22 protein-coding genes and 2 tRNA genes are annotated in these 26609 nt (G+C 56.7%); 4 read left to right on the top strand and 20 right to left on the bottom strand.

Features of this window, described 5'->3' with window-relative positions:
• Window positions 1-12 precede the first annotated feature (12 nt).
• The gene (locus tag O4G22_RS07175) at window positions 13-537 is read right to left on the bottom strand and encodes a hypothetical protein (RefSeq protein WP_290489121.1); all 525 of its coding nucleotides are present in this window, start codon (window positions 535-537) and stop codon (window positions 13-15) included.
• A gap of 186 nt (window positions 538-723) precedes the next feature.
• Window positions 724-797: transfer RNA gene (locus O4G22_RS07170), tRNA-Gly, on the bottom strand.
• Between the two features lie 142 nt (window positions 798-939).
• On the opposite strand from O4G22_RS07170, the gene O4G22_RS07165 reads away from it, so the two are divergent.
• Window positions 940-1013, top strand: a tRNA-Gly gene (locus tag O4G22_RS07165).
• A 258-nt stretch (window positions 1014-1271) separates the two neighbouring features.
• Here the strand turns inward: O4G22_RS07165 and O4G22_RS07160 are convergent.
• The 10 genes from O4G22_RS07160 to hypB form a co-directional block, all read right to left on the bottom strand.
• Window positions 1272-3503: an inorganic phosphate transporter gene (locus tag O4G22_RS07160; protein ID WP_306701400.1), complete on the bottom strand. Its 2232-nt coding sequence runs from the start codon at window positions 3501-3503 to the stop codon at window positions 1272-1274.
• A gap of 160 nt (window positions 3504-3663) precedes the next feature.
• The gene (locus tag O4G22_RS07155) at window positions 3664-4116 is read right to left on the bottom strand and encodes a PepSY-like domain-containing protein (protein ID WP_295979852.1); all 453 of its coding nucleotides are present in this window, start codon (window positions 4114-4116) and stop codon (window positions 3664-3666) included.
• A gap of 172 nt (window positions 4117-4288) precedes the next feature.
• Window positions 4289-5944: a chaperonin GroEL gene (groL, locus tag O4G22_RS07150; RefSeq protein WP_297407555.1), complete on the bottom strand. Its 1656-nt coding sequence runs from the start codon at window positions 5942-5944 to the stop codon at window positions 4289-4291.
• A 41-nt stretch (window positions 5945-5985) separates the two neighbouring features.
• Window positions 5986-6276 (bottom strand): co-chaperone GroES, encoded by a 291-nt coding sequence (groES, locus tag O4G22_RS07145; protein ID WP_012420445.1) that lies wholly within the window; start codon window positions 6274-6276, stop codon window positions 5986-5988.
• A gap of 96 nt (window positions 6277-6372) precedes the next feature.
• Window positions 6373-8301, bottom strand: coding sequence for a molecular chaperone DnaK (gene dnaK / locus O4G22_RS07140; protein WP_102732276.1), 1929 nt, complete (start codon window positions 8299-8301; stop codon window positions 6373-6375).
• A gap of 378 nt (window positions 8302-8679) precedes the next feature.
• Complete coding sequence (gene hypE / locus O4G22_RS07135; RefSeq protein ID WP_306701399.1) at window positions 8680-9714, bottom strand: hydrogenase expression/formation protein HypE; 1035 nt, start codon at window positions 9712-9714, stop codon at window positions 8680-8682.
• Between the two features lie 4 nt (window positions 9715-9718).
• Window positions 9719-10786, bottom strand: coding sequence for a hydrogenase formation protein HypD (hypD, locus tag O4G22_RS07130; RefSeq protein ID WP_306701398.1), 1068 nt, complete (start codon window positions 10784-10786; stop codon window positions 9719-9721).
• 31 nt (window positions 10787-10817) lie between these two features.
• Window positions 10818-11060, bottom strand: coding sequence for a HypC/HybG/HupF family hydrogenase formation chaperone (locus O4G22_RS07125; RefSeq protein WP_012420439.1), 243 nt, complete (start codon window positions 11058-11060; stop codon window positions 10818-10820).
• A 3-nt stretch (window positions 11061-11063) separates the two neighbouring features.
• The gene (gene hypF / locus O4G22_RS07120; RefSeq protein WP_306701397.1) at window positions 11064-13391 is read right to left on the bottom strand and encodes a carbamoyltransferase HypF; all 2328 of its coding nucleotides are present in this window, start codon (window positions 13389-13391) and stop codon (window positions 11064-11066) included.
• Window positions 13372-14055: a hydrogenase nickel incorporation protein HypB gene (gene hypB / locus O4G22_RS07115; protein ID WP_306701396.1), complete on the bottom strand. Its 684-nt coding sequence runs from the start codon at window positions 14053-14055 to the stop codon at window positions 13372-13374. Before hypB ends, hypF begins: the two co-directional genes overlap by 20 nt.
• A gap of 547 nt (window positions 14056-14602) precedes the next feature.
• Between hypB and hisS the strand changes: the two genes are divergently transcribed.
• Window positions 14603-15877: a histidine--tRNA ligase gene (gene hisS, locus O4G22_RS07110; protein ID WP_306701395.1), complete on the top strand. Its 1275-nt coding sequence runs from the start codon at window positions 14603-14605 to the stop codon at window positions 15875-15877.
• A 40-nt stretch (window positions 15878-15917) separates the two neighbouring features.
• Window positions 15918-17711 (top strand): aspartate--tRNA ligase, encoded by a 1794-nt coding sequence (aspS, locus tag O4G22_RS07105; protein WP_306701394.1) that lies wholly within the window; start codon window positions 15918-15920, stop codon window positions 17709-17711.
• Window positions 17712-17987: 276 nt separating this feature from the next.
• Here the strand turns inward: aspS and O4G22_RS07100 are convergent, their stop codons facing one another.
• The 6 genes from O4G22_RS07100 to O4G22_RS07075 form a co-directional block, all read right to left on the bottom strand.
• The gene (locus O4G22_RS07100; protein ID WP_306713834.1) at window positions 17988-18551 is read right to left on the bottom strand and encodes a hypothetical protein; all 564 of its coding nucleotides are present in this window, start codon (window positions 18549-18551) and stop codon (window positions 17988-17990) included.
• A 515-nt stretch (window positions 18552-19066) separates the two neighbouring features.
• Window positions 19067-19432 carry a DUF2752 domain-containing protein gene (locus O4G22_RS07095; RefSeq protein WP_297404151.1) on the bottom strand — a complete coding sequence of 122 codons (366 nt, stop codon included), beginning with the start codon at window positions 19430-19432 and terminating at the stop codon, window positions 19067-19069.
• A gap of 69 nt (window positions 19433-19501) precedes the next feature.
• Window positions 19502-19957: a hypothetical protein gene (locus O4G22_RS07090; RefSeq protein WP_094135381.1), complete on the bottom strand. Its 456-nt coding sequence runs from the start codon at window positions 19955-19957 to the stop codon at window positions 19502-19504.
• 116 nt (window positions 19958-20073) lie between these two features.
• On the bottom strand, window positions 20074-20616 hold the full coding sequence (locus tag O4G22_RS07085) for a hypothetical protein (RefSeq protein WP_306701393.1): 543 nt from the start codon (window positions 20614-20616) through the stop codon (window positions 20074-20076).
• A gap of 19 nt (window positions 20617-20635) precedes the next feature.
• Window positions 20636-21799, bottom strand: a complete 1164-nt coding sequence (locus tag O4G22_RS07080) for an aminotransferase class I/II-fold pyridoxal phosphate-dependent enzyme (protein ID WP_306701392.1) — start codon at window positions 21797-21799, stop codon at window positions 20636-20638.
• 23 nt (window positions 21800-21822) lie between these two features.
• On the bottom strand, window positions 21823-22998 hold the full coding sequence (locus O4G22_RS07075) for a beta-ketoacyl synthase N-terminal-like domain-containing protein (protein ID WP_306701390.1): 1176 nt from the start codon (window positions 22996-22998) through the stop codon (window positions 21823-21825).
• Between the two features lie 121 nt (window positions 22999-23119).
• On the opposite strand from O4G22_RS07075, the gene O4G22_RS07070 reads away from it, so the two are divergent.
• Window positions 23120-24403, top strand: a complete 1284-nt coding sequence (locus tag O4G22_RS07070; protein ID WP_306701389.1) for an alpha/beta hydrolase family protein — start codon at window positions 23120-23122, stop codon at window positions 24401-24403.
• Window positions 24404-24459: 56 nt separating this feature from the next.
• Here the strand turns inward: O4G22_RS07070 and O4G22_RS07065 are convergent, their stop codons facing one another.
• Both O4G22_RS07065 and O4G22_RS07060 read right to left on the bottom strand, forming a co-directional pair.
• Window positions 24460-25647, bottom strand: coding sequence for an acyltransferase (locus O4G22_RS07065; protein WP_306701388.1), 1188 nt, complete (start codon window positions 25645-25647; stop codon window positions 24460-24462).
• 299 nt (window positions 25648-25946) lie between these two features.
• On the bottom strand, window positions 25947-26597 hold the full coding sequence (locus O4G22_RS07060; protein ID WP_306701386.1) for an SDR family NAD(P)-dependent oxidoreductase: 651 nt from the start codon (window positions 26595-26597) through the stop codon (window positions 25947-25949).
• Window positions 26598-26609: the final 12 nt, after the last annotated feature.

The raw sequence follows: 26609 nt of genomic DNA, 5'->3' as shown, positions 1-26609 counted from the left end.
ATAAGAATCAGGTTAATTGCCGGCAGGATTGGATACGGGCGCAGGACCGAAGGGCGTGCCGCCTATAGGAAGACCGCCCGGAAGAACCAGAGAGCCCCCGGGGACATCTTCATTAGGTCTTACCAAGCCGCGTTCCTGAGCCGTTACCCCTGTGAGGGGATTATCGGGAGTCTGCTCCGCCACGCCCACAGCAATGGAAGGAACAGCAGCGGCTACCGGAGAATTGCCCAAAGCTTTTTCAACCGCTTCCGAAATAGGAGCCACAGACACATAAGGGCGGGGCTGGGAGGAAACGGCGGAAGCAATCACATTGCGCACCTGTTCTTCCTTCACGTCCGGCCCATAACTCTGAACAGCGGCGGAAGCGACGGCAGGAGCATTGGACGGGAAAGCGCCCGCTGCCATAGACACCATAGTCCCCATCACATGATCAGACACGCCGGCCTTGACAGCTTCATTCAAAACTCCGGACACCGCCTTCATATCCAGAGCGCCAGCTTTCAGGCCAGCCTGAACAATATCCGCCATTTTCTTCATAAAAGCCTTTTCAACAGCGGAGGCTTTAACCGAATCAGCAGCCGGAGCGGCTGCCGGAGAAGCAGTTTGCTGAGCTACACCGGGAAGAGCGCCCGCAAACGCAAGTGCCAGCGCACTAAGCGCCGCCTTTGTCATAAACCTGGCTTTCATAAAGGAAGTATTTAGCAGGTGAATTTAATAAAAAGATGGAGCGGGTAACGGGAATCGAACCCGTATAATCAGCTTGGAAGGCTGGAGCTTTACCATTAAGCTATACCCGCGCAACGGACGTATTATGTTCAAATCACGGAATAAGACAAGTTTTTTTTCATTACTGCGTTAAAATAACAAAAAAGAGGACACGTTTTTTCTGTGGTCTTGACATCCGGGCCTTCTGCCGCTAAATAGGCATCCGCATTTCATGCGGGCGTCGTTCAATGGTAGGACGCGAGCTTCCCAAGCTTGAGACGTGGGTTCGATTCCCATCGCCCGTACCAGTTTTATACCGCAAGTTATTGTTTATCAAGACTTGCGGTTTTTTGTTCCCTTGGGACGGCAACATACATGGCAACGCCTGGAAACAGATTTTCAAGACATTGCGCCCACAGGCAGAAAACATGCTCTATCCGCAAAGAAGCCTTTTTTCATATGAATAAAAAAGGCACGGCCGCCGCTCCCCATACGGGAACAGCCCAGGCAAAACGTCCGCGCCGGAAGCATTCGCCGTCGGCACGGCCGTGAATGACAGGGAGACGCTACCGTCCAAGAACAAATTTCCTCTGGATTTTAGCAAGAAGAAGCGCTTTGCGGATCATCGTCCGGGTTTCATTAAGAAGGTTGAGATAGAGAAGCGTCCGTCGCATATCGGAAGCATCTTCCGGACGCAGAATGATCTGCTGTTTGACGGCATCCGCAAATTCTTCATCCAGAGCGTCCATGCCTGCCAGGCATTCGTCCAGCCCGGTATAGTCATTGCTTTCCATCATTTCCCGGAAACGGGGGTAGAGGGAGGAAACACGGCTGTTCATTCCCCGCAGAAGCTCTATCCTTTCCAAATCCAGACCTTCATGGTTGTTGTCGATATAGGCATGGCTGGCCGCAGTAATATTGGAGAGGGATTCAAAAACGGAGGCAGCGTATTCCACCATCTGCACATAGCGCTTGCCGCGGTCGGCCTTCTTGTCCGGGAGTTCACGGACGACGGGCATGACTTCCATCGCCATTTTATCGCTCAGGGAACGGCGGATGCCGCGCGCTTCTTTCCGGAGTTTTTTCAGACGCTTCCGGTCCTCCACGTTCAGGGCCTCCAGATTCATTTCATAGATTTCCGCCATGCGCTTCATCAGCTCGATAATTTCCTCATTGCAGCGCGCGGCGGCGGCCGGATCCCGGTAATCGGCGGTCTGCACCTGGGACGCAGCCCGGGTTCTTTGGCGATGGAGCCTGGAACTTTTCAGAAGCAGGAAAGCCGCCAGAGAACATATGGCGATGATGCCGAAGAGGCCGCCATACAGGATGCAGGCCGCTACAATGAAGCACATGGAAAACGCGGCAAAGGCCGTGAAGAACCACCCTGAAATCACCGTAATCACCCCGGTGATGCGGTACACGGCGCTGTCCCGCCCCCAGGCCTTGTCCGCCAGGGAGGAACCCATCGCCACCATGAACGTCACATACGTGGTGGAAAGAGGAAGCCGAAGGGACGTGGCCAGAGAAATCAGCAGGGCAGCCACCGTCAAATTCACGGAAGCGCGAATGAGGTCGAAAGAAGCGCCGTTATCCGGCCCTTCCGGCACAGGCCGGAAGCGTTTTTCAATAAATTTCCCAACGCAGGCGGGCATGATTTTTTCCACGGCGCGGGAAGCATTCAGGGCATAGCGTACCGCCATGCGGGCCGGAGGGACGGAGCCGAACCGCTCTACTCCCCCGCCCTGCCTCGCCAGATTGACTTCCGTATCCGTAACGGTTTGCGCCTTTTTGGAGAACATGAGGGCCAGAACCATGATGACGCCCGCACCCAGCAGGTAACGCCAATCCGCCGTGACGGGGGCCATCAGGCCGTCCATGGACAGAGTGGAAAGGTCCGCCCCCTGCGCTGCGGCGGCAGCCGCAATTTCCATGGAAGACTGCCCCGCCATGAAAACGCCGATGAAGTTGACCAGGTCATTCCCGGCAAAGGAAAGGGCCAGCGCCATGGTGCCCGCGAGAACGGATACTTTCAGGATGTTAATTTTGCAAAGATACTGGAGCACGGCCATCAGGACGGTCCAGAATGCCAGGCTGCAGCCAACGTACAGCCAGATATGGGCGTCCAGGTGGCGAAGCATCTCCTTGGTGACCAGCGTGCTTCCCTTCAGCCCCTTGAAAATGGCAAAGTAAGTGATAGCCGTCAGGGCCGCGCCGCACCAGACGGCTCCCAGATAGTTGAAGGACTTTTGATAGTTGAAGGAGAAAATGAGGCGGGAAATCCACATAACCGTTATCCCGCAGATGAAAGCAATAAAAACGGAGGAAAAAATGCCTGAGATGATTGCCAGAGCTTTGGAGGAATTAATGTAGCCGGACAATTCCTGCGCAACGCCCGGTTCCCCGGACCAGATTTTAAAGAGGGCCGTAGCCACGGCGCCGCCCAGAAGTTCAAAAACAATGGAAACCGTAGTGGAAGTGGGAAGGCCGAACGTGTTGAAAACGTCCAGCAGGATGACATCCGTCAACATGACCGCCAGGAAGATCAGCATGATGTCATGGAAAGAAAACCGGGCCGGCATGAATACGCCGCTTCTGGCTATTTCCATCATGCCGCTGGAGAACAACGAGCCGATGATGATGCCCACAGCGGCCACCAGCACAATTGTCCTGCGCGGAGCGGCCTTGGAACCGACGGCGGAGTTCAGAAAGTTGGCGGCGTCATTGGAAACTCCGACAACGAGGTCGAAGCAGGATAACGCCAGTATCAATCCTATGATCAAGTAATAGATTGGGTCCATATGCGTAATAAACGCCCCTTTATTACAGGAGGACGCTTCCGCACGCCCGTTTTAAAACGTGAACATTTCGTTACATTTTCCACACACTTCCCCGGCCTCAAAAAAAGAGGAGAGCGGACTCATCCGCTCTCCTCCCGCTTTCGTCAAATGAACAAAAATCCTAACGGTCTATATGGAGGATATTTCCGTCAGGGGCAATCAGCACATCATAATCATCACGGCTGTCCTCCACTTCCACCTTGTAACGGACAAGTTCTCCTTCAGTAATTTTTTTCGCTTCCTTAATCCGGCACCCCGGATAACGCTTCAAAACGGACGAACGAACGGCTTCCGGAAGAGAGGAAACAGCCATTTCTTCCTTAATCCGCACAATTTTCCCATCAGGGGCAATCTTCACGTCAAACTGGAATCCGTTAATTTTGAATTCGGCTTCGTAAATCTTTTTCAAGCCATGCATTTCAGAGTCCCATTCAATGAAACCGGCGTTCGGATAAGCTCCCTTGATACTGGAAACGGCGGCAGCCGGAACGGAAGACTCCGGGATATCGGCCAGGGCGGAAGGCATGACCAATGCCACGGCCGCAAACAATATATTCTTATGTAACTTCGTCATGTAATGATTAGACAGATATTTCCTGTCATCATTCAATATTCTTCCATTCCCCGGACATTCTGTGCAGCCTCTTTCCTGAAACCGCCTCCTGATGAAGCAATATAAAAAAGGCTCCCCGGAAAACCGGGGAGCCTTGAAGCCGATTGCCTTGTTTCAAAGAAACGGACGGGGCTTACATCATGCCCATGCCGCCCATTCCTCCCATGCCGCCCATGTCGGAAGCTCCGGAGCCGCAACCGCAGCTCTTCTTCTCGGGCTTGTCGGCGATGACGCATTCCGTGGTAAGCAGCAGACCGGCGATGGAAGCCGCATTCTGCAGAGCGGAACGGGTCACCTTGGTCGGATCCACCACGCCGGCGGCAAGCAGGTCTTCATACTTGTCCGTGGCCACGTTGTAACCTTCGGAAGTATTCTTCATGCCTTTCACGTTGGCGACAATGAGGGCCCCTTCACGGCCGGCATTGCAGGCCAGCTGGCGGAGCGGAGCTTCCACAGCGCGATAAACGATCTGGGCGCCCGTTGCTTCATCACCTTCCAGTTTGAGAGTGTCAATGGCCTTCTGGGCGCGAATCAGCGCCACGCCGCCGCCGGGAACAATGCCTTCTTCCACCGCAGCGCGGGTAGCGTGCAGGGCGTCGTCCACACGGGCCTTCTTTTCCTTCATTTCCGTTTCCGTCGCGGCGCCCACATGAATGACGGCCACGCCGCCGGCCAGCTTGGCCAGGCGTTCCTGGAGTTTTTCGCGGTCGTAGTCAGACGTGGTGTCCTTGATCTGGCGGCGAATCTGGGAGATGCGGGCTTCAATGTCGGAAGATTTTCCGGAACCTTCCACGATAACGGTTTCATCCTTGGAAACAACCACGCGCTTAGCCTGGCCGAGGTCTTCAATGCCCACGTTTTCCAGCTTGATGCCCAGGTCTTCCGTGATGCACTTGCCGCCGGTAAGGATGGCGATGTCTTCCATCATGGCCTTGCGGCGGTCGCCGAAGCCGGGAGCCTTGACCGCGCAGATGTTCAGCACGCCGCGCAGACGGTTGACCACCAGGGTGGCGAGAGCTTCGCCTTCAATGTCTTCCGCAATTACCAGGAAGGGACGGCCGCTCTTGGCCACTTTTTCGAGAAGCGGAAGGAAGTCCTTCAGGTTGTTGATTTTCTTTTCGTGGATGAGGATGTAGGGGTTTTCCAGCACCGCTTCCATCGTTTCCGCGTTAGTCACGAAGTAGGGGGACAGGTATCCCTTGTCAAACTGCATGCCTTCCACCACGTCCAGCGTGGTTTCAATGCCCTTGGCTTCTTCCACGGTGATGGTGCCGTCCTTGCCCACCTTGTCCATGGCTTCCGCGATGATGTTGCCGATTTCAGCGTCCCAGTTGGCGGAGACGGTAGCGACCTGGGCCACTTCCTTGCTGGAGTCAACAGGCTTGCTGATTTTCTTGAGTTCTTCCACAACGGAATCCGCAGCCTTCATGATGCCCCTCTGGAGGGAGATGGGGTTGGCTCCGGCAGTAACGTTGCGCAGGCCTTCGCGGTAAATGCTTTCAGCCAGCACGGTTGCGGTAGTGGTGCCGTCCCCGGCCACATCATTGGTTTTGGAAGAGACTTCCCGGACAAGCTGGGCGCCCATGTTTTCAAACGGGTCTTCCAGTTCAATTTCCTTGGCCACGGTTACGCCGTCCTTGGTGATGAGGGGGGAACCGAATTTCTTGTCGATCACTACGTTGCGGCCGGCAGGTCCCAGCGTGCTCTTGACAGCCTTGGCAATCTGTTCCACGCCGCGGAGCAGAGCCTGGCGGGCGGTTTCGTCAAATTGGATTTGTTTAGCCATAATATTAATATTTAAAATGATGTTGAGTGTGTGTGCGGTGCCGTTTAGCCGATGATGGCCAGAATATCATTTTCAGACAGGATAAGGTAGTCTTCTCCGTCCAGTTTGATTTCCGTGCCGCCGTACTTGGAAATAAGCACGCGGTCTCCGGGCTTCACGGTGAATTCAATCAGGGCGCCTTTTTCATCGCGGCCGCCGGTGCCTACGGAAATCACTTCGGCTTCCTGGGGTTTTTCCTTGGCGGTGTCCGGCAGGAACAGGCCGCCGGCCGTCTTGGTTTCAGCTTCAATGCGCTTGACCAGCACACGTTGTCCTAGGGGTTTGATGTTTGCCATAGTATGTTGTTTTGATGTTGTTGTAGATGAATAATACGGGATGTAATGTTCCGCCGGAGGGGGAATCGCTTCCCACTCCGGCGGGAAGGGGATTGCTTATTTGTCGTCGTCCACGATTTCGGCGTCCACCACGCGGCCCTTCGCCTTGCGGGGACCGTCGGAAGATTCCTCTTCGGGAGCGGCGCCCGGCATGGGGCCGGCGGCCCCGGCGGACTGCTGGGCGGCTTCCGCCGCTTTGTACAGGGCTTCCAGGCGGGATTCCAGGTCTTCCTTGCCAGCCTTGATCGCCGTGATGTCTTTCTTGGAGACAGCTTCCTTGAGACGCGTTACCTTGTCTTCAATTTCGCGCTTGAGTTCCGGGGGCAGCTTGTCCCCCATATCCTTAAGCTGGCGCTCCACGGAGAAGCAGAGGGAGTCAGCCTGGTTAATGGTGTCAATTTCCTCAGCGCGTTTCTTGTCTTCTTCCGCGTGGGCTTCAGCGTCGCGCTTGGCGCGCTCAATTTCATCCTTGGAAAGGCCGCTGGAGCCCTGGATGGAAATTTTCTGCTCCTTGCCGGTGCCCTTGTCCTTGGCGGATACGTGCAGAATGCCGTTGGCGTCAATGTCAAAGGTCACTTCGATCTGCGGTATGCCGCGCGGAGCGGGGGAGATGCCGTCCAGCTTGAAGTTGCCGAGGAGCTTGTTATCCTCAAACATCTTGCGTTCGCCCTGGCAAACGCGGATGTCCACGGCGGGCTGGTTGTCGGCGGCGGTGGAGAACACCTGGCTCTTGCGCACCGGGATGGTCGTGTTGCGTTCGATCATCGGAGTGGCGATGCCGCCCATCGTTTCAATGGACAAGGTCAGCGGAGTCACGTCCAGCAGAAGCACGTCATTCACGTCCCCCTGAAGCACGCCGCCCTGAATGGCGGCGCCCAGGGCCACCACTTCATCCGGGTTCACGCCCTTGTGCGGTTCCTTGCCAGCCAGCGTATGGGCCATTTCCTGAACGGCGGGCATGCGGGTCATGCCGCCCACCAGCACCAGCTCGTCAATGTCTCCGGTTTTCAGCCCGGACGCGGCAATGCAGTCCAGCACAGGCTTGCGGGTGCGGTCCAGCAGGTCTTCCGTGAGCTGTTCCAGCTTGGGACGGCTCAGCGTCAGCTGGATATGCTTGGGGCCGGAAGCGTCCGCCGTAATGAACGGCAGGCTGATGTCATAGCTCTGGGTGGAGGAAAGGGCGATCTTGGCCTTTTCCGCTTCTTCCTTGATGCGCTGGATGGCGTCAGGCTGGTTGGAAAGATCCATGCCGGAGTCTTTCTTGAACTCGCCTATAATCCAGTTGATGATTGCGTTGTCCCAGTCGTCGCCGCCCAGGTGGGTGTCGCCGTCGGAAGCCTTCACCTCAAACACTCCGTCGCCGATTTCCAGCACGGAAATATCAAAGGTGCCGCCGCCGAGGTCATATACGGCAATGTTTTCATTGGACTTTTTGTCCAGGCCGTAGGCCAGGGCCGCCGCCGTCGGTTCATTGATGATGCGGCGCACTTTAAGGCCGGCGATTTCACCGGCGGCCTTGGTCGCGTTGCGCTGGGCGTCATTGAAATAGGCGGGGACGGTAATCACGGCCTCCGTGATGGTTTCGCCAAGTTTGGATTCCGCATCGGCTTTCAGCTTGGCCAGCACCATGGAAGCGATTTCCTGGGGAGAAAAGGTCTTCTTTTCGCCGCCCACGTCCACGCGGATATAAGCATCCCCGTTGGGAGCTTCCACAATTTCGTAAGGCACCTTTTTATCTTCTTCCGTCAGTTCGCTGTATTTGCGGCCGATGAGGCGCTTGGAGGAAAACACGGTGTTTTTCGGGTTGGTTACCGCCTGACGTTTGGCGGCCTGCCCCACGAGGCGTTCACCGCTTTTGGTGAAAGCGACAATGGAGGGAGTGGTGCGCGCACCTTCGCTGTTTTCAAGTACGGTTCCCTGACCGCCTTCCATCACAGCCATGCACGAGTTGGTCGTGCCAAGGTCAATTCCTAATATTTTAGCCATATCGTTATTTTAGATTGTTTTGAATGGATTTCGTTGAGATTTGATTTCCTCATGACCTGAAGTGTCATGCAGGCAAACTCATATTCTTGCCTCTCTTGTTGCAAATGGCATGCCAACCTGGCAAGGCATACAGAACAATAAACATAAATATCATATTATGATGATATTATATCGTTTCTTCCTTCCTTTCCACTATTTCCCTGACAGAGGAAAACGGGACATAATGTCACACCAAAAAGAGACAAAATGTCGCACCACGCCATTTTGTCCCACTTCCGGAAAGACAGGATGGACGCAAGGCCGTTCTGAAATTCCCCGCGCCGGGAGAAGTTTCCGCATCCCCCATGGTTCCGCATTTTCCATACAAAACGCCAGGCGTCAGCAGATGCGGGGAAGCTGCATTCCTGAAGGCATCGTCAGCACCCGCTCCACACCAAGACGCCCCGTCATCAGCAGGGGCGCCGTCCCCAATTCCGCCACATGGCCTATGACGCAGGCTCCGGCGGATACGCCGCAGCCGCGCATCAGGTTCAGGGCCTCTTCCTCATACTCTCGGGGAAGAATAGCCAGATAACGCCCCTCACAGGCCACTTGAAGCGGGTCCAGCCCCAGCAGGCCGCACGCCGCCCTGACATCCTCGCGCACGGGAATGGACATTTCATTCAACTTCACCGTCAGGCCGGCAGATTCCGCAATTTCCGAAAGAGTGGCGGTCAACCCGCCGCGGGTCACGTCACGCAGGCAATGCACGGGAATGCCGGAACGAATGACGGCAGCCACAGACTCGTGCAACGGAGCGGAATCACTTTCCAGGCCATCTCCGAAAGACAGCCCGGCGCGCAGGCTCATAATCGTCATGCCGTGCCTCCCCAAATCCCCGCTGAGCAGCACGGAATCCCCCGGACGAACGGAAGAAGGGCTGATCTCCAACCCATGGCGCACGATGCCCACCCCGGCAGTATTAATATAAATGCCGTCCCCTTTTCCGCGCTCCACCACCTTCGTGTCCCCCGTCACAATACGGACGCCCGCCGCACAAGCCGCGGCAGCCATATCCTGCGCCACGCGGGTCAGCACCTCCATCGGAAGCCCTTCTTCCAGAATAAAGCCCGCCGTCAAATACAACGGCTCCGCGCCGCTCATGGCGAGATCATTCACCGTTCCGTGCACCGCCAGTGAACCGATGGAGCCCCCGGGAAACTCCAAAGGCTGCACCACAAAGCTGTCCGTCGTCATCGCCAGCCTCCCCGGAGGAACCTCCAATACGGCAGCGTCATTCTGCACGCCGCCGGAAGGGGAACCGAAGGCGCTCAGAAACACGGAACGAATCAGCTCATTCATCAAACGGCCTCCGCCGCCGTGAGCCATCTGGATACGGTCGGAGACAGGTTCAGGAACAGGACACTCAAACATGGCATCAACTTCTTTTATAATGATAATAAGCGGCGCATGCTCCTTCCCCGGACACCATGGGAGCGCCCAGCGGGGTCAGCGGCGTGCAGGACGAGCCAAAAAAAGGGCATTCCCCAGGGCGAATCAGCCCCCTCAGCACCTGCCCGGCCAGGCATCCGGAAGCTTCATCCGCTCCCGGCCTCCCCGTTCCGCATTCAAAACGAAGAACGGCATCCATAGCACGCCACTCCCGGCGCAGCCTCATGCCGCCGCGGGGAATCAACCCCAGCCCGCGCCAATGACGGTCTTCCGGCTCAAAAACTTCATTCATTCTTTCCTGCGCCGCCCTGTTTCCACCGGGTTTCACATAACGCCCGTACGCATTCCGCACTGCATATTCCCCGGCTTCCAGCTGACGGACGCACATCAGAATGCCGCGGAGCAGGTCCGGAGCCTCAAACCCCGTCACCACCATGGGCGTCCGGTAACGGGTGGCCAGACGCCCGTAATCCATTTCCCCCGTGACGGCGCAGACATGGCCGGGGGCCAGGAAGGCGTCCGGCCTTCCCTCATCCTGCTCCATCAGCCATTCCAGAGCCGGGGGAACCAGCACATGGGCGCAGAGAACGGAAAAATTGGCATACCCCAGCGCGCGGGCCTGCTGCAGGGCAAGCGCCGTAGCCGGGGCCGTCGTCTCAAACCCTACGGCGAAAAACACCACTTCCGTATCAGGATGGGTTCCGGCATAAGCGACCGCTTCCAGCGGAGAATACATCAAAAGCACGTCTCCCCCCCTGGCCTTGGCGGAAAACAGATCTCCGCGGGAACCCGGCACCCGCATCATATCCCCGTAGCTGCACAAAACTACGCCGGGCCGCAGGCTCAATTCCACGGCCTGGTCAATCAACTCCACCGCCGTCACGCAGACCGGGCAGCCGGGGCCGTGAATCAGGCGCAGGCCGGGAGGCAACAGCTCCTCCAGCCCCAGAGAGGCAATCGCATGCGTCTGGCCTCCGCATACCTCCATGAGCGCCCACGGACGCGTCACAGCGTGGCGCAATTCTTCAATCAGCTGCCGGACTTCCTCCTGCATAAACCATTAATTGAATTCGGGAAACGCCCCCTTACAGAGGATCCGTATTTTCCACAATTTCCCTCATTTCCCTGCGGGTTTGAAGAGCGGTTTCCTCATCCAGCACGCTCAGGGCCATGCCCACGTGGACGATGACGTAATCCCCCGGCACGGCTTCCGGCACACAGGCCAGGTTCACTTCACGGGTCACGCCGCCAAAGTCCACCACCCCCAATCTGAACAAAGGGTCCGTCTCATTAACGCTCACAATCTTTCCGGGAACGGCCAAACACATATTCTATCCTTTCCATTGGCGTACGACCGCCGCAACCTGCCCCAGCGAAATTCCCCCGTCATTGCACGGCACCCGCTGGGGCAGAGCCAACTGGCACTTTCTAGACTGGGCCATTCCCGCCAGGCCTTCAAGCAAAAAGGCATTCTGAAAACATCCGCCGCCCAGCACCAGCCTGTCCAGGCAAAAACGCTCCGCCACGTCAAATGCCAGATTCGCCAGGCTCTCATGAAACTTGCGGGCGATGCAGCCGCGGGAAACGCCTTTCAACAAATCTTCATCCACAGACTTCATCAGCGGCCGCCAGTCCAGTTCCAGCAATCCCTCTTCTTCATGCATAACCCATTCATACGCTTCCCCCCGCATTTTTTCCCCGGAAGCTTCCGCGGCCCATGATTCCAGCATCATGGCGGCATGGCCCTCACACCCCGCCTCACCGTCAAAACCGCACCAGAAAGCCACGGCATCAAACAACCGCCCCATGGACGAGGTAGCCGGGCAATGGATATTCCGGGCCATCATCGCCTCCAGAACCTCGCGTTTCCGCACAGGCATCCCCCTCTCCAGACGATTATCAAGACCCTCCGTACGCCACGGCATCATCTGGCGGGCCACGGAACAGGCGCACCGGGAAGGGTCCCGAACCGCTTCATCCCCGCCGGGCAGAAGAAACGGCCTGAGCCGCGCCACCCTGCGCGGCTCACCCTCTTCCTCCAACACAAAAAATTCCCCTCCCCATACCGTTCCGTCCATACCGAACCCCGTCCCGTCCCAGGCGATGCCCAAAGCAGGAAACGGCGTTTCATTCTCCACGGCGCAGGCCAGCACATGAGCCTGATGATGCTGCACAGGGACAACCGCCGCATTCCACTTCCGCGCCAGACGCCGACCAAGGGCCAAGACAGGGCCGTCCGGATGGGCGTCCACGGCAATGACCTGCGGAACGGCATCCAGGGTTCTGCCCAGCGCCTCCACCGTCCGCTCAAAAGCACTCAGGGAAGCCGCACTGCTCAGGTCACCGAGATGCTGGCTCATGACAGCCACGCCTCTTTTCAGCCAGCAGATGGTATTCTTCAGTCCGGCCCCCAGGGCGAGCACGTCGGGAGCCGCCGCGGATGTGCGCCACACGGGCCGCGGGGCATATCCGCGGGCGCGGCGCACCATCATGGCCTTGCCGTCCGTAACGCGGACCACGGAATCATCCACGGGCCGCACTACCGGGCGGTCATGCACAAAAAACACATCCGCCACACGGCCCAGTTTCTCCAGCCCCTCCTCCACGGAGGTGCACAGGGGTTCGCCGCTCAGGTTCCCGCTGGTCACCACCAGAGGCTTTCCCCACACATCCATCAGCAGCGCATGAAGAGGGGAAGACGGAAGCATTATCCCCACAAAACGGCTGAACATGCACACGGAAGGAGCCAGATCCGCACCCTTCCTCCCCCGGGCCAGAACAATGGGGGCGGCCGGAGAAGCCAGCAGGAGCTTCTCCTCCTCCGACAGGCGGCACAGCCTCTCCGCCGCAGCCACATCCGGCACCATCACGGCAAAGGGCTTGGCGTCACGCTCCTTCAACTGCCGGAGACGCCTGACGGCAGCTTCCGAAGAAGCATCCGCCAGCAACTGAAACCCTCCCACGCCCAGCAGGGCCACAATCAAACCGTCCGCCAGCACCCATGCCACCTGTGCCGCGGGGGTATCAAACCCATGGCCGAACCCCAGTTCGGAACCATCTGAAAACAGCACCTTCATGGAAGGGCCGCAGGACGGGCAGCCGATAGGCTGTGCGTGAAAACGCCTGTCCTCCACATCCTGGTACTCCCTCCGGCACTCCGGACACATTCGGAACCCCTTCATGCTGGTTCCCGCGCGGTCATACGGCATTTTCTCAATAATGGAATAGCGGGGGCCGCAGTGCGTGCAGTTGGTAAACGGATAATGATACCGGCGGGAAGACGGGTCGCGCATTTCTTTCAGACATTCCGGGCACGGAGCCAGATCCGGCAGCATCATCGGAACGCCTCCGGGGGTGGAATCGCTTTCCTCAATGCGGAATTCCTCAAACCCGGCAGGCTCGCATACGGTCCGCTCCACTCCATCAACCCGGGCATGCTCCGGCAGACCGTCCATCAGCGCGGAAAAAAAACGCTCCGGAGCGCCGGACTCCCCTTCCACATGAATCTCCACGCCGGACTCCGTATTGCGCACAAACCCCTTCAATCCGTGCCGTACCGCCAAACGGTACACATGGGGCCGGAAGCCGACCCCCTGAACCATGCCGGCTATCTCCAATTTCAATGCCGCGGCGGCCTGTTCAACGGTGGTGATGGCCATGATGCTGAATCGTGCCTTCCCGGGCGCGGCGCGCACGCTCCACAATCTCCTCGCACCAGGCCTCCATTCCCTCGCCGGTCTTGGAAGACACCTCCATCACGTGCGCATGATGAGCCACCTTGTTCAGGGCGGCCAGGGCGGCGTCACGGTTAAACTCAACGGCATCCGCCAGATCGGACTTGGTCACCAGGGCAACATCCGCAGAATGGAACATGGGAGGATATTTCAACGGCTTGTCCTCCCCCTCCGTCACGGAAAGCAGCACCACGCGCGCGCCTTCCCCCAGGTCATAGGAAGCCGGGCAAACCAGATTGCCCACATTCTCAATAATCAACACGTCGAGATCGTCCAGAGGCATTTTCTTCATGGCCTCCGCAATCATGCGGGCGTCCAGATGGCACATGGTGCCCGTTGTAATCTGCACCACGGGAATATCCGCGCGGCTCAGGCGCTCCGCATCATTATCCGTCGCCAAATCCCCTACGATAACCCCCATGCGCACACGGCCGCGAAGCATCTCCGCCGTCTTTTGCAACAAAGAAGTCTTTCCTGACCCGGGAGAAGAAAAAACATTGATAACCAAAAGGTTTTTTGCCGCAAAAAAACCTCTGTTGCGCTCAGCCAGCCGGTCATTGGCATCCAATACCGGAACATGGACGTCCATGCCGTGGCCGTGACTTTCATGGGAGAACTCCCCCCCGCATCCACATTCTTTACACATAATCAATACTGCTATTAGATTCTCAAAGAGGAAAAAAACTCATTCGTTTCACGTCATATCCCTATGAAATCAAACAAAACTGCCCCGGTTTTCTTTTTAGCGCGGGAGGAAAACACTTTTCTATAAAGGGAAAGATGCAATGCTCCATACGCAGAAAAACTTTTGAGAACACCTTCTTATCATTTCCCCTTGCTGTTCAATATTGTTGTTTGACATCCGATTACAAATCCCCAGCCACTTAAACCCGCCTGCCCCACAGCCCGCGCCAAAAATCCGGATAATTTATAAAAAACAATAAATTCCCCAATAATCAATCCTTTCCCGCCCTTCCTCATTTCATGTAAAACCGGAAGAACCATCCCCATCTGCCGGCATAAGGCCATTTATATGATTTCCACCGAAATTCCTTCATCATAAGCATGTGGACTTGCCAAGGCATAGGAATTCTGTAAACTGTTTCGTCCTCAGACAACATCCTTTTTCCCAGGTTATGCCAGACGCTCGCTTTCAACCACTTCCCGGATTCCGCGATTTTGCACCGGCGGACTGCGCCGTGCGCAACTATCTTTTCAACGCATGGAAGAAAGTGGCGCACCGTTACGGATTCCTGGAATGGGAGGGCCCCACTGTAGAAGCCACGGAGCTTTATCTTAAAAAGAGCGGGGGCGAACTGCCCACCCAGCTCTTCCGCTTCACGGACCAGGGGGACCGGGACATCACCATCCGCCCGGAACTCACCGCCTCCCTGGGCCGCATCGCAGCCGCCTACCAGCGCGAATACACCAAACCGCTCAAGTGGTTTGAAATCGGTTCATGCTTCCGTTACGAAAAGCCCCAGAAAGGGCGTCTGCGCGAATTCTACCAATTCAATGCGGACATTCTGGGAGAAGCCTCCGCGTGGGCGGATTCCGAACTGATAGCCCTGGCCATTGACTGCATGAGGGAACTGGGCTTTACGCAAAACGACTTCATCGTGCGCGTCTCTGACCGGGAAGCCTGGATCAGGTTTGCTTCGGAACACGGCGTGAAGGAACAGGATATTCCCGCTTTCCTGGGCATTGTGGACAAATTTGAACGCGACCGCCCGGAAGAATGCCAGCGCAAGCTGGACGCCTTCCATATCAGCCGCGACGATCTGGTGGCCTTCATTGAAAACCCGCCCGACGGAGCGTCCGAACGCTATGACATCCTGATGAAAGACCTGACGGCCCGCGGGCTGGACGGCTATGTCAGGCTGGACTTATCCGTAGTGCGCGGGCTGGCCTACTACACCGGCCTGGTTTTTGAAATCTTTGACACACAGCGCAGCCTGCGCGCCGTAGCCGGCGGAGGCCGTTACGACACGCTGGTAGGCGCCCTTTCCAACAACGCAGTGGACATGTCGGCAACCGGCTTTGCCATGGGGGATGCCGTCATCACCCACCTCATTGAACAGACGCCCCATGCCAAAGCGCTGAAAGATGCGGCGCTGGCCTCCGCAGGCTGCGACATCTTCATGGTTCAGGCGTCTGAGAGCCGCCGCGCGGAAGTTCTTGCCATCGCTTCCGCTCTCCGGGACCAGGGATACAGTGTAGACCTTCCCCTCACGCTCACCAAAGTCAACGGACAGCTCCAGAAAGCCGTCAAATCCGGCGCCCGCGCGGCCTTGATCGTGGGAGATGAATTCCCGGGCATGGAACTTCGCGACCTGGGAGCCCGCACCTCATCCTCCGTCGCCATGGACGACCTGTTTGACGCCGTGGCTTCACTCACCGGAAGCAATTGACGCCTTTCTTTCCCCCCCCTTTCTTCCATTTTCAATAAAGATGAACTCATACCGCACTCATACCTGCAGCGAATTGCGCGCTGCGAACATCGGCAAGCCGACCACCCTCATCGGCTGGGTAGATTCCGTCCGGGACCATGGCGGCGTCATATTTATCGACTTGCGCGACCGCTCCGGCATCACGCAGGTAGTCTTTCACCCGGAAGTCAACCAGGATGTGGCGAAAGCCTCCCAGCAGCTCCGCTCCGAAGACATGATCCAGATTTCCGGCACCGTGGCCGCCCGCCTGAAAACGGATACCGTGGACACGACCAACGCGGACCTTCCCACCGGGGAAATCGAGGTCTCCGCAGACACCCTGAACGTCATCAACAAGGCTGACGTGCTCCCCTTCCAGCTGGATCGGGCCCTCTCCAACGAAGACCTGCGCCTCAAATACCGCTTTCTGGACCTGCGCCGCCCGGCCATGGCCCGCAACATGCAGATCCGCCACCGCGTCACCAAGGCCACGCGCGACTATCTGGACGAGCACGGCTTTCTGGAAATTGAAACGCCCATCCTCTCCAAATCCACGCCGGAAGGCGCACGGGACTTCCTGGTCCCCTCCCGCCTGGCGCCCGGCAAATTCTACGCGCTGCCCCAGGCCCCGCAGCAATACAAGCAGCTGCTCATGGTGGCCGGCATGGAACGCTATTTCCAAATTGCCCGCTGCTTCCGTGACGAAGACCTGCGCGCGGACCGCCAGCCGGAATTCACCCAGGTGGACATTGAAGCTTCCTTCATCACGCCGGAAGACATCTACAACCTGGTGGAAGGCCTGCTCAAACGCGTATATAAGGAATCCCTGGGCGTGGACATTCCCACCCCCTTCCCCCGCATGACCTGGAAGGAAGCGATGGATCAGTACGGTTCCGACAAGCCGGAACGCCGCTTCGGCATGAAGCTGACGGACGTCTCATCCATCTTTGAAAACAGCGGCTTCAAGGTATTCGCCTCGGCCGTAAGCAACGGCGGCGTAGTCAAGGCCATCAACGCCAAGGGATTCGGTTCCGCCTCCGTTGGCCAGATTGACGCCCTGACGAAAACAGCCGTGGAAGCCGGCGCCAAAGGCCTGGCCTACATCAAGGTGCGCGAAGAAGACTGGAGAAGCCCCATCTCCAAATTCCTTTCCGACGAAGAAAAGCAAAAACTCACGGAAGCCCTGGACATCGAAACGGGAGATCTCGTTCTCTTTGCCGCCGGCCCGTGGGAACCCTCCTGCGATATCCTGGGCCGCGTGCGCCTGCAATGCGCCGAATTCATGGAACTGCTCAAGGACAACAAGGAACGCGACTTTCTGTGGGTTATTGAATTCCCGCTGTTGGGCTGGGATGAGGAAGAACAGCGATGGGTCGCCATCCACCACCCCTTCACCCGCCCCGTCAAGGAAGACGAACAAAAACTGCTCAGCGGAGAACTCTCCGCAGACCTTCGTGCGCAGGCCTACGACGTGGTGCTCAACGGCACGGAGCTGGGAGGCGGGTCCATCCGCATCCATGAACGCGACTTGCAGTCCGCCATGTTCAAGGCGCTCGGCATCACGGAGGAACAGGCCCGCGAACAATTCGGACACATTCTGGACGCTTTCAGCTTCGGCGCTCCGCCCCACGGCGGCCTTGCGCTGGGACTGGACCGCCTGGTCATGATGATTTGCAACGCGGAATCCATTCGCGAAGTCATCGCATTCCCGAAAAACAACCGCGGAGCGGATCTGATGAGCGATTCCCCCGCCGCCGCGGAAGACCGGCAGCTGCGCGACGTTCACATTCAAGTGAAACTGCCCGCTAAAAAATAGCCGGAACCTTCAAGCAAACCCCCGGATGGCTATCATTCCATCCGGGGGTTTTTTCATGCAGAAAAAACAGGCCTCCCTTTCCCGGCAGGCAGCACGCCATTCCTCCCGGCCTTTTTCCCGAGCCTTCACCTCGGATACGGCAACCTTCCCGTCGTCCATGACGGCCAAATAAACTCCGGGCCGGGCATGCCGGACATTCGGCCCAATTTCCCAACCGGAACGTGGCGGCCTCCGAATAAAACCAGAATAAACCGGTATCTGAAACAATCCGTTTTCCTACCCTTTCAGCACACATTCATCCCGGGGCGCCGTGAGAGGACCTGCTCCGATTTCAATATTCAAAATCCGGCAAGGATGCTGGCGCTGTTCCGAGGCGCAATGCCGCATCCCCTGAATCAACACCCTCAAATCACCCGCCCGGTCATCCTTCCTCCATCCGGAAATAAGCAGACGGAGGCACTGAACCCTCCCATCTCCATTCGTCTGGAACCAGATAGCCATGGTCTCATCCGCGGCCATGCGGCATCCCCTTCCGGTAAGCCTGAACATTCCGGAATCCCCTGAACACTCCATGCTGTCCCAAACAACATCCTTGATGCCGCACTCGGCTGAATTCCTGACGGCAATCTTTCCGCCGGGAAACCATCCCATATGAAACAGCAGGCATCGCATCAGGTAGGCACGTCTTAAGGCGCAATCCTCCCGGTGGGTACCGAGCCCAAGAGATTTCCTGGCTCCGCAAAACTTGCTTCCCCGGTCGATAGTCAGCCGGATTTTATAACTTCCGGATGCATTCTTCCGCAATTCGATTGATCTATAGATGGACATGCAAATATTCATACAATATCCAAAAACTATATATATAAAATCAGGCGGGCCTAGAATAAAAATGTTAGAAAATAACACAACTACATAAAAAACAATATTATCAGCAAAACATTAAAATGAGAAAAATCCAAAATATTCCATAACGCGGATACTTCTTTCCATGAACGGCAAAAACGGCCGTTTTCAGAAAAGCTATTTTCCTTCCTGACAAAAAATAACCCTGGGGAACGAAACAACAGCCCCGCATTCCCCTCTCCAAAAACCAGCCCCCGTGACAGGGAATAAACAGGCGGCAGAAGAACTTCCCACGCCCCTCTTCAAAACCTTCGCCGTCCCATCTGCCGGGGACAGGTAGAACTGTTTCTTCCAGCCCGGCTGCCCCTCCTTTCCGAATGGTCAATCAATGGGAGTTGAAAATAGACATGATGACCATCTGGTTAATTCATCCGTCCTTTCCCGGAGCATCTTTTTAACGTGCCGAATTCATGACGGAAAAATCATCCTGACTGGCCGCATCCCGTAAGAAACTATTTCCCCTCCCTTTCCTGCCGGATTTCTCCACAGGAGAGCCATTTATCCTTTTTCCGGCGCATGGCCCTTCCCCGCCAGAGCCATGCCAAATAAACCACGGCAGCCCCTCCATTGAGCAGTCCTGCCATAAACCAGACCGGAGCGCCGCGGTTCCATCCCCATGCGGCGCGGATATTCCCGCGGGCCATTTCCGCATACCCCCGCGTCATGCCGCACAACGGGCATTCACGATGCGGCACGGCAACAGAGGCCGCCAGAGAATTCATCCCGTCAGGGCTGATTGCCAGCGCCATGAGGGAAGGCGCCAGCAACAGGCAGGACAGAACAGCCCATACAGGCAGCCACACTTTCCTGACCATCATTCTATTACGGCATGAACGCCATGACGAGCGCACGCCATTCATCGCCGATCTTCCTGAAAGGTTCAGGAACTACAGTTCCCGGGAGCCTGTTCCGTCCGCGGGGGACATTCCATCCGCCTCAACGGACCGCCTCAATGCCTCCTTGTTTTCCTGCTCCATCTGCCGAAGCTCCTTCTGAATTTCCAGAGCCTTCTTTTCCACATAATCCTGGTGCTGTTCCATGTAGGTCACGGTAACGCTGGCCATCCATGCCTGGACAATTCCCGCCACGGCGGACAAAACCAACGCGATAATGGCAACCACCAGAGCCCCTTTGGGTGAACCTTTACTGACAGCCACAATGCTCATAATCAGCGCAATAATGGCAAGCAATCCCGCAGGAATCAGGGTAATCCAGCCCAGGCACGGGAAAAAACCGACCAATGCCAATACCAGGGCAATAATGCCGAGCACAAGAGCAGCCGTGCAGGAAAGTGAACCGCTGCAGCAGGACGAAGGAGAAGAAGAGTCGTAAGTATTCATCATTACATTATTTTATAGGGTTCAGTGAAAATTCCTTTGGGAACCTTCATTCTTTCCCATTACAAGGAGAAAAACTTTCCTGTCAAGAGGCAAGCTCTGCCATTCGGGACATCAGGATGTCATCCCATAGTAAAGAACATCAGATACCCCGCCACGACGGCAGATGTCCCCAAAACGGCGCTGACCAGCATCAATTTCCGTTTCCTTCTGTTCCTCCACATCAGAAGAATGCCGGAAATATACAACAGGATCAGGGAAATGGCCGAGCCATATCCCAGCGCGGAAAACCACCACCCCGCCTTCCCCTTATGAACCAGCAACAGATTGGGGTAAATGCCAGGCTTCACCACCTCGGCCCTGAGGGAATTTTCCGTTTTTAGAAACAGCACATGCGTACCTGTTACCAAACCCAGAATGTAATTCCCCTTAAACGGCCTGACCTTTCCTTCCGGTAATTTCACGCCCAGACGCTCCAGTTCCCGGCAGGAATCCGCATAGGGAGGCTCATCTCCGGAACTTAATTCATACACTTCCACATGGGAGGTAAAATGCTGATCCGCGCCACCCATATACAATAGGCCTGTCACGGCATATACCATGATCATCGGCAGAAAAAACAGGCTCAGGACCAAATGCAGGGAAAGGGAAGACAACGCTTTCATGATTTTCCAGCTGACAATCCTATTCTCCGTGCGGCAGCTCCTCCAATATTTGCCCCAGCCGACGTATCCAACCGGAGTGATGAGCCGCCGTCACCGTAATGCGCAACCGGGCCGTTCCACGGGGAACCGTGGGATAACGGATGGCGGGAGCCAGAAATCCCTGTTCCAGCAGAGCGTCCGCCGCAGCCAGGGCAGCCTCGTTCTCTCCCGCGACAACAGGGAAAATGGAAGAAACAGGCCTTCCCGGCATCCCCAGGGCGGCGGACAAAACATTCGCCAGCACGGAAACACGGCGGCGCAATTCCTTTCCCTCCCCGCTGCGGATCACTTCCACCGCGGCCAGGGCGGCAGCGGCCAGAGCGGGGGGCGGAGCCGTGGAATAAATCAGGGACCGGGCGGAATTAACCATGACATCCGCCCAGGCGCGGGAACAGGCCACATATCCGCCGCTTACTCCGGCGGCCTTGCTTAAAGTCCCCATTTGAAAATCTATCCGGGAGGAAACGCCCAGCTCTTCCGCCAGTCCGGCCCCGTGTTCCCCCAGCACGCCGAATCCGTGAGCTTCATCCACCAGCAGCAACGCGCCGAATTCATCCTTCAGACGCACGATTTCCCGGAGAGGGGCACGGTCTCCATCCATGCTGAAAACGGATTCAGTCACTATCAGAATCCCTCCGGAAGGATTCGCGTTCCGCAAATGTTGCAGTTTTTTCCTTAATGACTCCATATCATTATGCAGGAAGGTAGACAAACGCGCCCCGGACAAACGCGCCCCGTCAATCAGGCTGGCATGGGACAGCTTGTCCATCAGCACCGTATCCTCCCGGTCCGCAATAGAAGTAATCACCCCCAGGGAGGTAGCATAACCGGAAGAAAAGCTGACCGCCGCCTCAGTTCCCTTCAGAGCGGCCAGGGCCTCTTCCAGACGGGAATGCGCCCGCCGCGTCCCCGTCACCAGGCGGGACGCCATGGCCCCGGCCCCTTCATCCCGCACCACACGGGAAAAAGCCTCCGCCAGAGACGGATGGTGGGCCAGCCCCAGATAATCGTTGCTCGCCAGATTGACCACTTCGCGCCCATCCGCCAGGCGGGCCATCCCTCCGGGCAGGCATTCCACATCCCGCAGGACGCGCAGCAGCCCCGCAGACTGCAACTCTGACAAAAACTGTTCAGGATTCTTCATAAGCGTTCACTATTCAACAATATTCAGCCGTCCACGGCCAGACTCAGCACCACATTATGGCCGCCCATGGAAGCGGCGGATTTGACCAGCATCCGCCCCCCGGCCAACGGCAGTTCCTCCGCAGAACAGGCGCTGCCTTCCAGGAAGGTGACCCAGGAAGGATTGGGAGGCAATACCCCCTCTCTGGCAAAGGCAAGCATCAGAGCCAGTTCCAGAATTCCGCTGCCTCCAATGGCATGCCCCGTCCACGGCTTCATCATCCTCAAATCCGGCAGTCCGTTTCTAAAAACCCTTTTCAGAGCAGCCCGTTCGGACACGCTATTCCCTGCCGTGCCGCTGGCATGGGGACAAACGGTCAGAGGGACCTCTCCATCCCAATTTTTCAAAGCAGCCTCCAGCAGGGCGGCAATGCTCTTTCCGTCCTCCGGCATGCCCAGCGGGCTATAGGCATCGGAATTCACCAGATAATCCTTCACATAAATACCGGGTTCCGAAGACAACTCCAGGGCTATGGCCGCCCCGCCCTCGGAAATGCACATGCCGTCGGCCAGGGGGCCGTAGGGATCATTCAAGCCATTGCGGGAAAGCATGCCGGAGGCCCAGTACGTTCCCAGCAGCTCCCGGCACAAGGGCAAATCCAGACCGATAGCCAACGCTCTCTTGACAATTCCCTGCCGCATCAGCATGGCGGCCATGCCTACGGCATCCAGGCCGGCGGCACAGCCGCTCGCCAGGACGTGATAAGGCCCGCAAATTCCCAATTCGATGCTGACGCAGGAAGCAAGCTCGCTATGCAGGGAATTGGGAACGGCCAAAATTTTCATGGCCCGCCGTCCCGGCCACGGGCTCAGCCACCCGGAAGCGTTCCCGCGGGAACTGCCTACAATCAGGGCGGCGTCCCTCAATTCCTCCTTTCCCCATCCGGCTTCCTCCACAGCCTGTCGCGCCAACAGCAGCGCCAGCTGGGAGGCAGGGCCGTTCCTGCGGCTGCATAACAGCCCCCTGTCTGGAATCCATCCGCTTAATACATAGTCCCAGGGATTCCCCTCGCCCCACAACTCGCTCAACGGCTTCAACACTCTGCGTCCTTCCCTTACCCCGGCAAGATGGGCTTCCGCCCCCATGCCGAAGCCGGAAGCCAGGCCCAGGCCGCATACCCGCGGTTCCGGGCTTCCAGGACTCTTACCCCCCGTCATCATGACGGCGGCAAAACTACCGCCCTGCCCGGAAAAACTCAAGCTTCCGGTGCGTCAGGAACAACCTGAAAAGACCACTGCCGCAACCTTGCAACGGGAGCTCCTTTTATGGCAATCTGGCTTCATGACTATTCAGCCCGCCGTTTTCTTCTCTCTTCTGTTGGCAACCCTTTCTCTTCCCTCCTTCTCCCTTTCCCCGCCCAGTGAAAAATTCCGGGCGGAAGACTGGGCGGTGCTTCATTCCTCCCGGAGCGACCAGCGGCATGTTTCCTCACGGGGCGTCGTCCAAACCATGCTGGAGCAACTGCGTCCGGCATGCGAGTTTTCTCCGGATATGGCTCCAAAGGATTTCCCCGCCTGGCGGAAAAAACTCCGGGAAGCCATGAAACAACTGATGAAATTCCCCCTTCAGGCGGATATCCCTACCCCCGTTCTGGTAAAAACCGCGCAAAGAGAACACTACCGGGTGGAAAAATGGGAAGCCTATCCCTTCCCGGGAGCCGCCGTACCGTTCCTGGCGCTCCTGCCGGACAACGCTTCAGACAAAAATCCGGTTCCCGTGCTGTTCTGCATTCCCGGTTCCGACCAGACCAAGGAAGAGCTGGCGGGGGAAACATCGCCGGATCTGGACCAGCCTCCCGTACAGCAGCCGGGCAACAACGCCATGGCGTTCCATTATGTCAGGCAGGGATGGGCGGCCATTGTGGTGGACAACGCCGGAACGGGAGAGGAAGGAGACGCGGAACGCGCCGCAGGCCGTTCTTCTCACGATTATGAAAACCTGGCCCGTTTCCTGCTGGAAATGGACTGGAGCTGGCTGGGCTACGCCTCCTATGCGGACCAATGTGTTCTGGATTGGGTGAAAACACGCCCCTGGGCGCAAAAAAACCATATTATTCTCAGCGGCTTCTCCCTGGGAACGGAACCCATGATGGTTCTGGGCATCCTGAATCCGGATATCTTTGCCTTTGTATATAACGACTTTCTGTGCCGCACGCTGGAACGCGCCAAAACCATGACCATGCCCAACGGCAGGGGCGTGCGCTCCGCGCCCAACTCCATCCGCCACCTCATTCCGGGCTTCTGGAAACAATTCGACTTCCCGGATATTGTGGCGGCTCTCGCCCCGCGCCCCGTCATCTGCACGGAAGGCGGCCTGGACAGAGACTTCCGGATCATCTCCGCAGCTTACCGTATGGCCGGAGCGCCGGATCATTTCCAATACCACCACCAGCCCCGGTTTGCGGACCCTGCCCAACGCTGGAACGGCAGCCACTTGCCCGCAGGACTGGACAGAGACGCTTTTTTCCGCCTCGTCAACGTGGACCCTCGCAACCACTTCTTCAAAAAAGACCTGGTTATTCCCTGGCTTAAATCCCTCCTGGACAAAAGCCATCATAACAACTAGCCCGGCTTCCGGACAAAAACCGCCCGGAACCGCCGGAACAGAGCATTTCCACGTCCTCAGGGACGCGGATTTATCCGGCGGTACATCTGCCGGAACGCGTGCCCCAGCTTTCCGCAAAAGCCCGTTACTGACCGGGCGCCTCTTTCCACGTTTATCAACCTGAACAAATAACGCCTCACGGAGTCCACCAGGGCGCATCCAGCGTAAACCGCGGCGGCGGCAGCCAACACTTTCACAACCATCAGCGCTGTGGAAGAAGACGCAGTCCACTCAAAGACATCCCATAAAAACCACTTTCCTATCAAAGCATTGCAATGCAGCACATAAACGCTGAACGACGCTGCCGCCAACCATGAAACGCAGGAGACATATCTTCGGGATGAAAAATGCATCCGGGAAAAAATCAGCAGCAGGGCAACCGCCGTTCCTACAATAAAAGGAGAATTATAGTGAACAAACATTCCACCGCCCTTGACCTGCCCAATCAGGTATGGAGACACCACGTTAAGAACCATCCTGAAACCCCAGGCGAAACATACGCATCCGGCATAAAACATCCATAAAGAACGCGTTTTCATTCCCATCAGCAAACCATGCTTTTTAATATACATCCCCAGCATGTAAAGGCTGCCCAGCCACCAGATGGTATACCCTTCTTCCACCGAAAACACATCCCTGTGAAGCAGGGTGGGAATAACGGAAAACAGCACAAAAACGGTCACCAGAAGATATTGGAACTGTAATTTGGTCAGCCTGTTCCCCAGGGCGTTAAGAAACGGAATGAAGAAAAACAACCCCACATACGCCGTCACATACCAATATTGACCGGATAAAACGGGGAAAAGGGAATTCAGAATATGATTCAATTGAAGCGCGTGGGGGAACAACAACAGCGCGAGCAGCAAACTGCCCCATGTATAAAAAACAACCTGAAACCATAAGGAAACCACGCGTTCATACCTGAACGTTCCGTCGCAGCACACATATCCTGTAATGAGCGCATAACAATTCACCCCGCAATAAGCGGCAGTCTCCAGCAGCCACCCGACATTATAGGAAGAGGTCCCATGATTCTCCACAGACAAAACATCAATGGAGGCCAAAAGATGAAGAATTAAAACCATCACCATGGCGACAATGCGCAAAGCATCTATCCCATAATTCCGGGACGGGGAAATATATTCCGGACAACCACAGGAAAAACGCTTTCCTTTCTCTTCATCATCAGCCAGCGGCAAACTCATGGAGAAACATTTCTACGGATTTATTATCCGCGTTCAAGCCTTAATATTGAAGAAGAGTGATTTAAGAAAAAACTGACGGTTCAGGGATATCCGGTTTCCGCCGAAAACATGAAATTCCAGACACGGAAAGGGAAATTTCTTCATGTTTACATGCTTTCCAGAAGACCGGAAAACCCTTGTTCCTGGGGATTTGCTGTTTTCAGAATCATCGCAGACGCCCCCTTTTATTTAAAAAATGAATTTTTTGAAAATATTTTATTGGGAGAAATGAACGCGGATAATAAATCCGCTGTCCATTATTAAACAATTCTGCTGTCCAGATCGAACACCTGGCCGGAAGCTGCCGTAAGAACATCCTGTAAAAACAGGATAAACGCCGCAGCCTGCTCCGGCGTATTCAACCGGTTCAACACATGCCGGGACAATGCCGCCTCTTTCACGCTCTCCCTCAGCACGGCCGTCATCTCCGTCAGCATGAACCCCGGCAACACCAGATTCACGCGAATCCCCTCCTTTCCCCATTCTCTCGCCAGGCTCTTCACCAGGCCTGCCAGAGCAGCCTTGGAAGCGGCATAAGCCGCCTGGGACGGAGCCGGACGGAGCGCCGCATAAGAGCCGACCATCACCACCTGCCCCTGCCGTTTCTCCCGCATCATGGCGGCGGCGGCGCACCGGCCGCACCAGGCGGCTCCCGTCACATTCACGTTCATTACCTCGTCCCACTCCTCCTCCGTCTGTTTCAGGAACGGCCTGTCCCTGGTAATTCCGGCGGCGCAAACCGCCAAATCATACGCGGCATGGCAATCAAACCAGCGGCGTACGGCGGGACGGTCTCCCACATCCAGTACGGCATGGCCCGGAGCATCCGTCTCCCATCCTGCGGCGGAAAAACATTCCACGACGGCCCGCGCCAAACCGCCGTGACCGCCGCTGATAAACACTCTCCGCATCAGAAAAAGCCT

Origin of the sequence: Akkermansia muciniphila (assembly GCF_030848305.1) — a bacterium.
Taxonomy (GTDB): Bacteria; Verrucomicrobiota; Verrucomicrobiia; order Verrucomicrobiales; family Akkermansiaceae; genus Akkermansia; species Akkermansia muciniphila_A.
The sequence above is the reverse complement of the archived record's forward strand: the minus strand, read 5'-3'. Positions and strand labels throughout refer to the sequence as shown.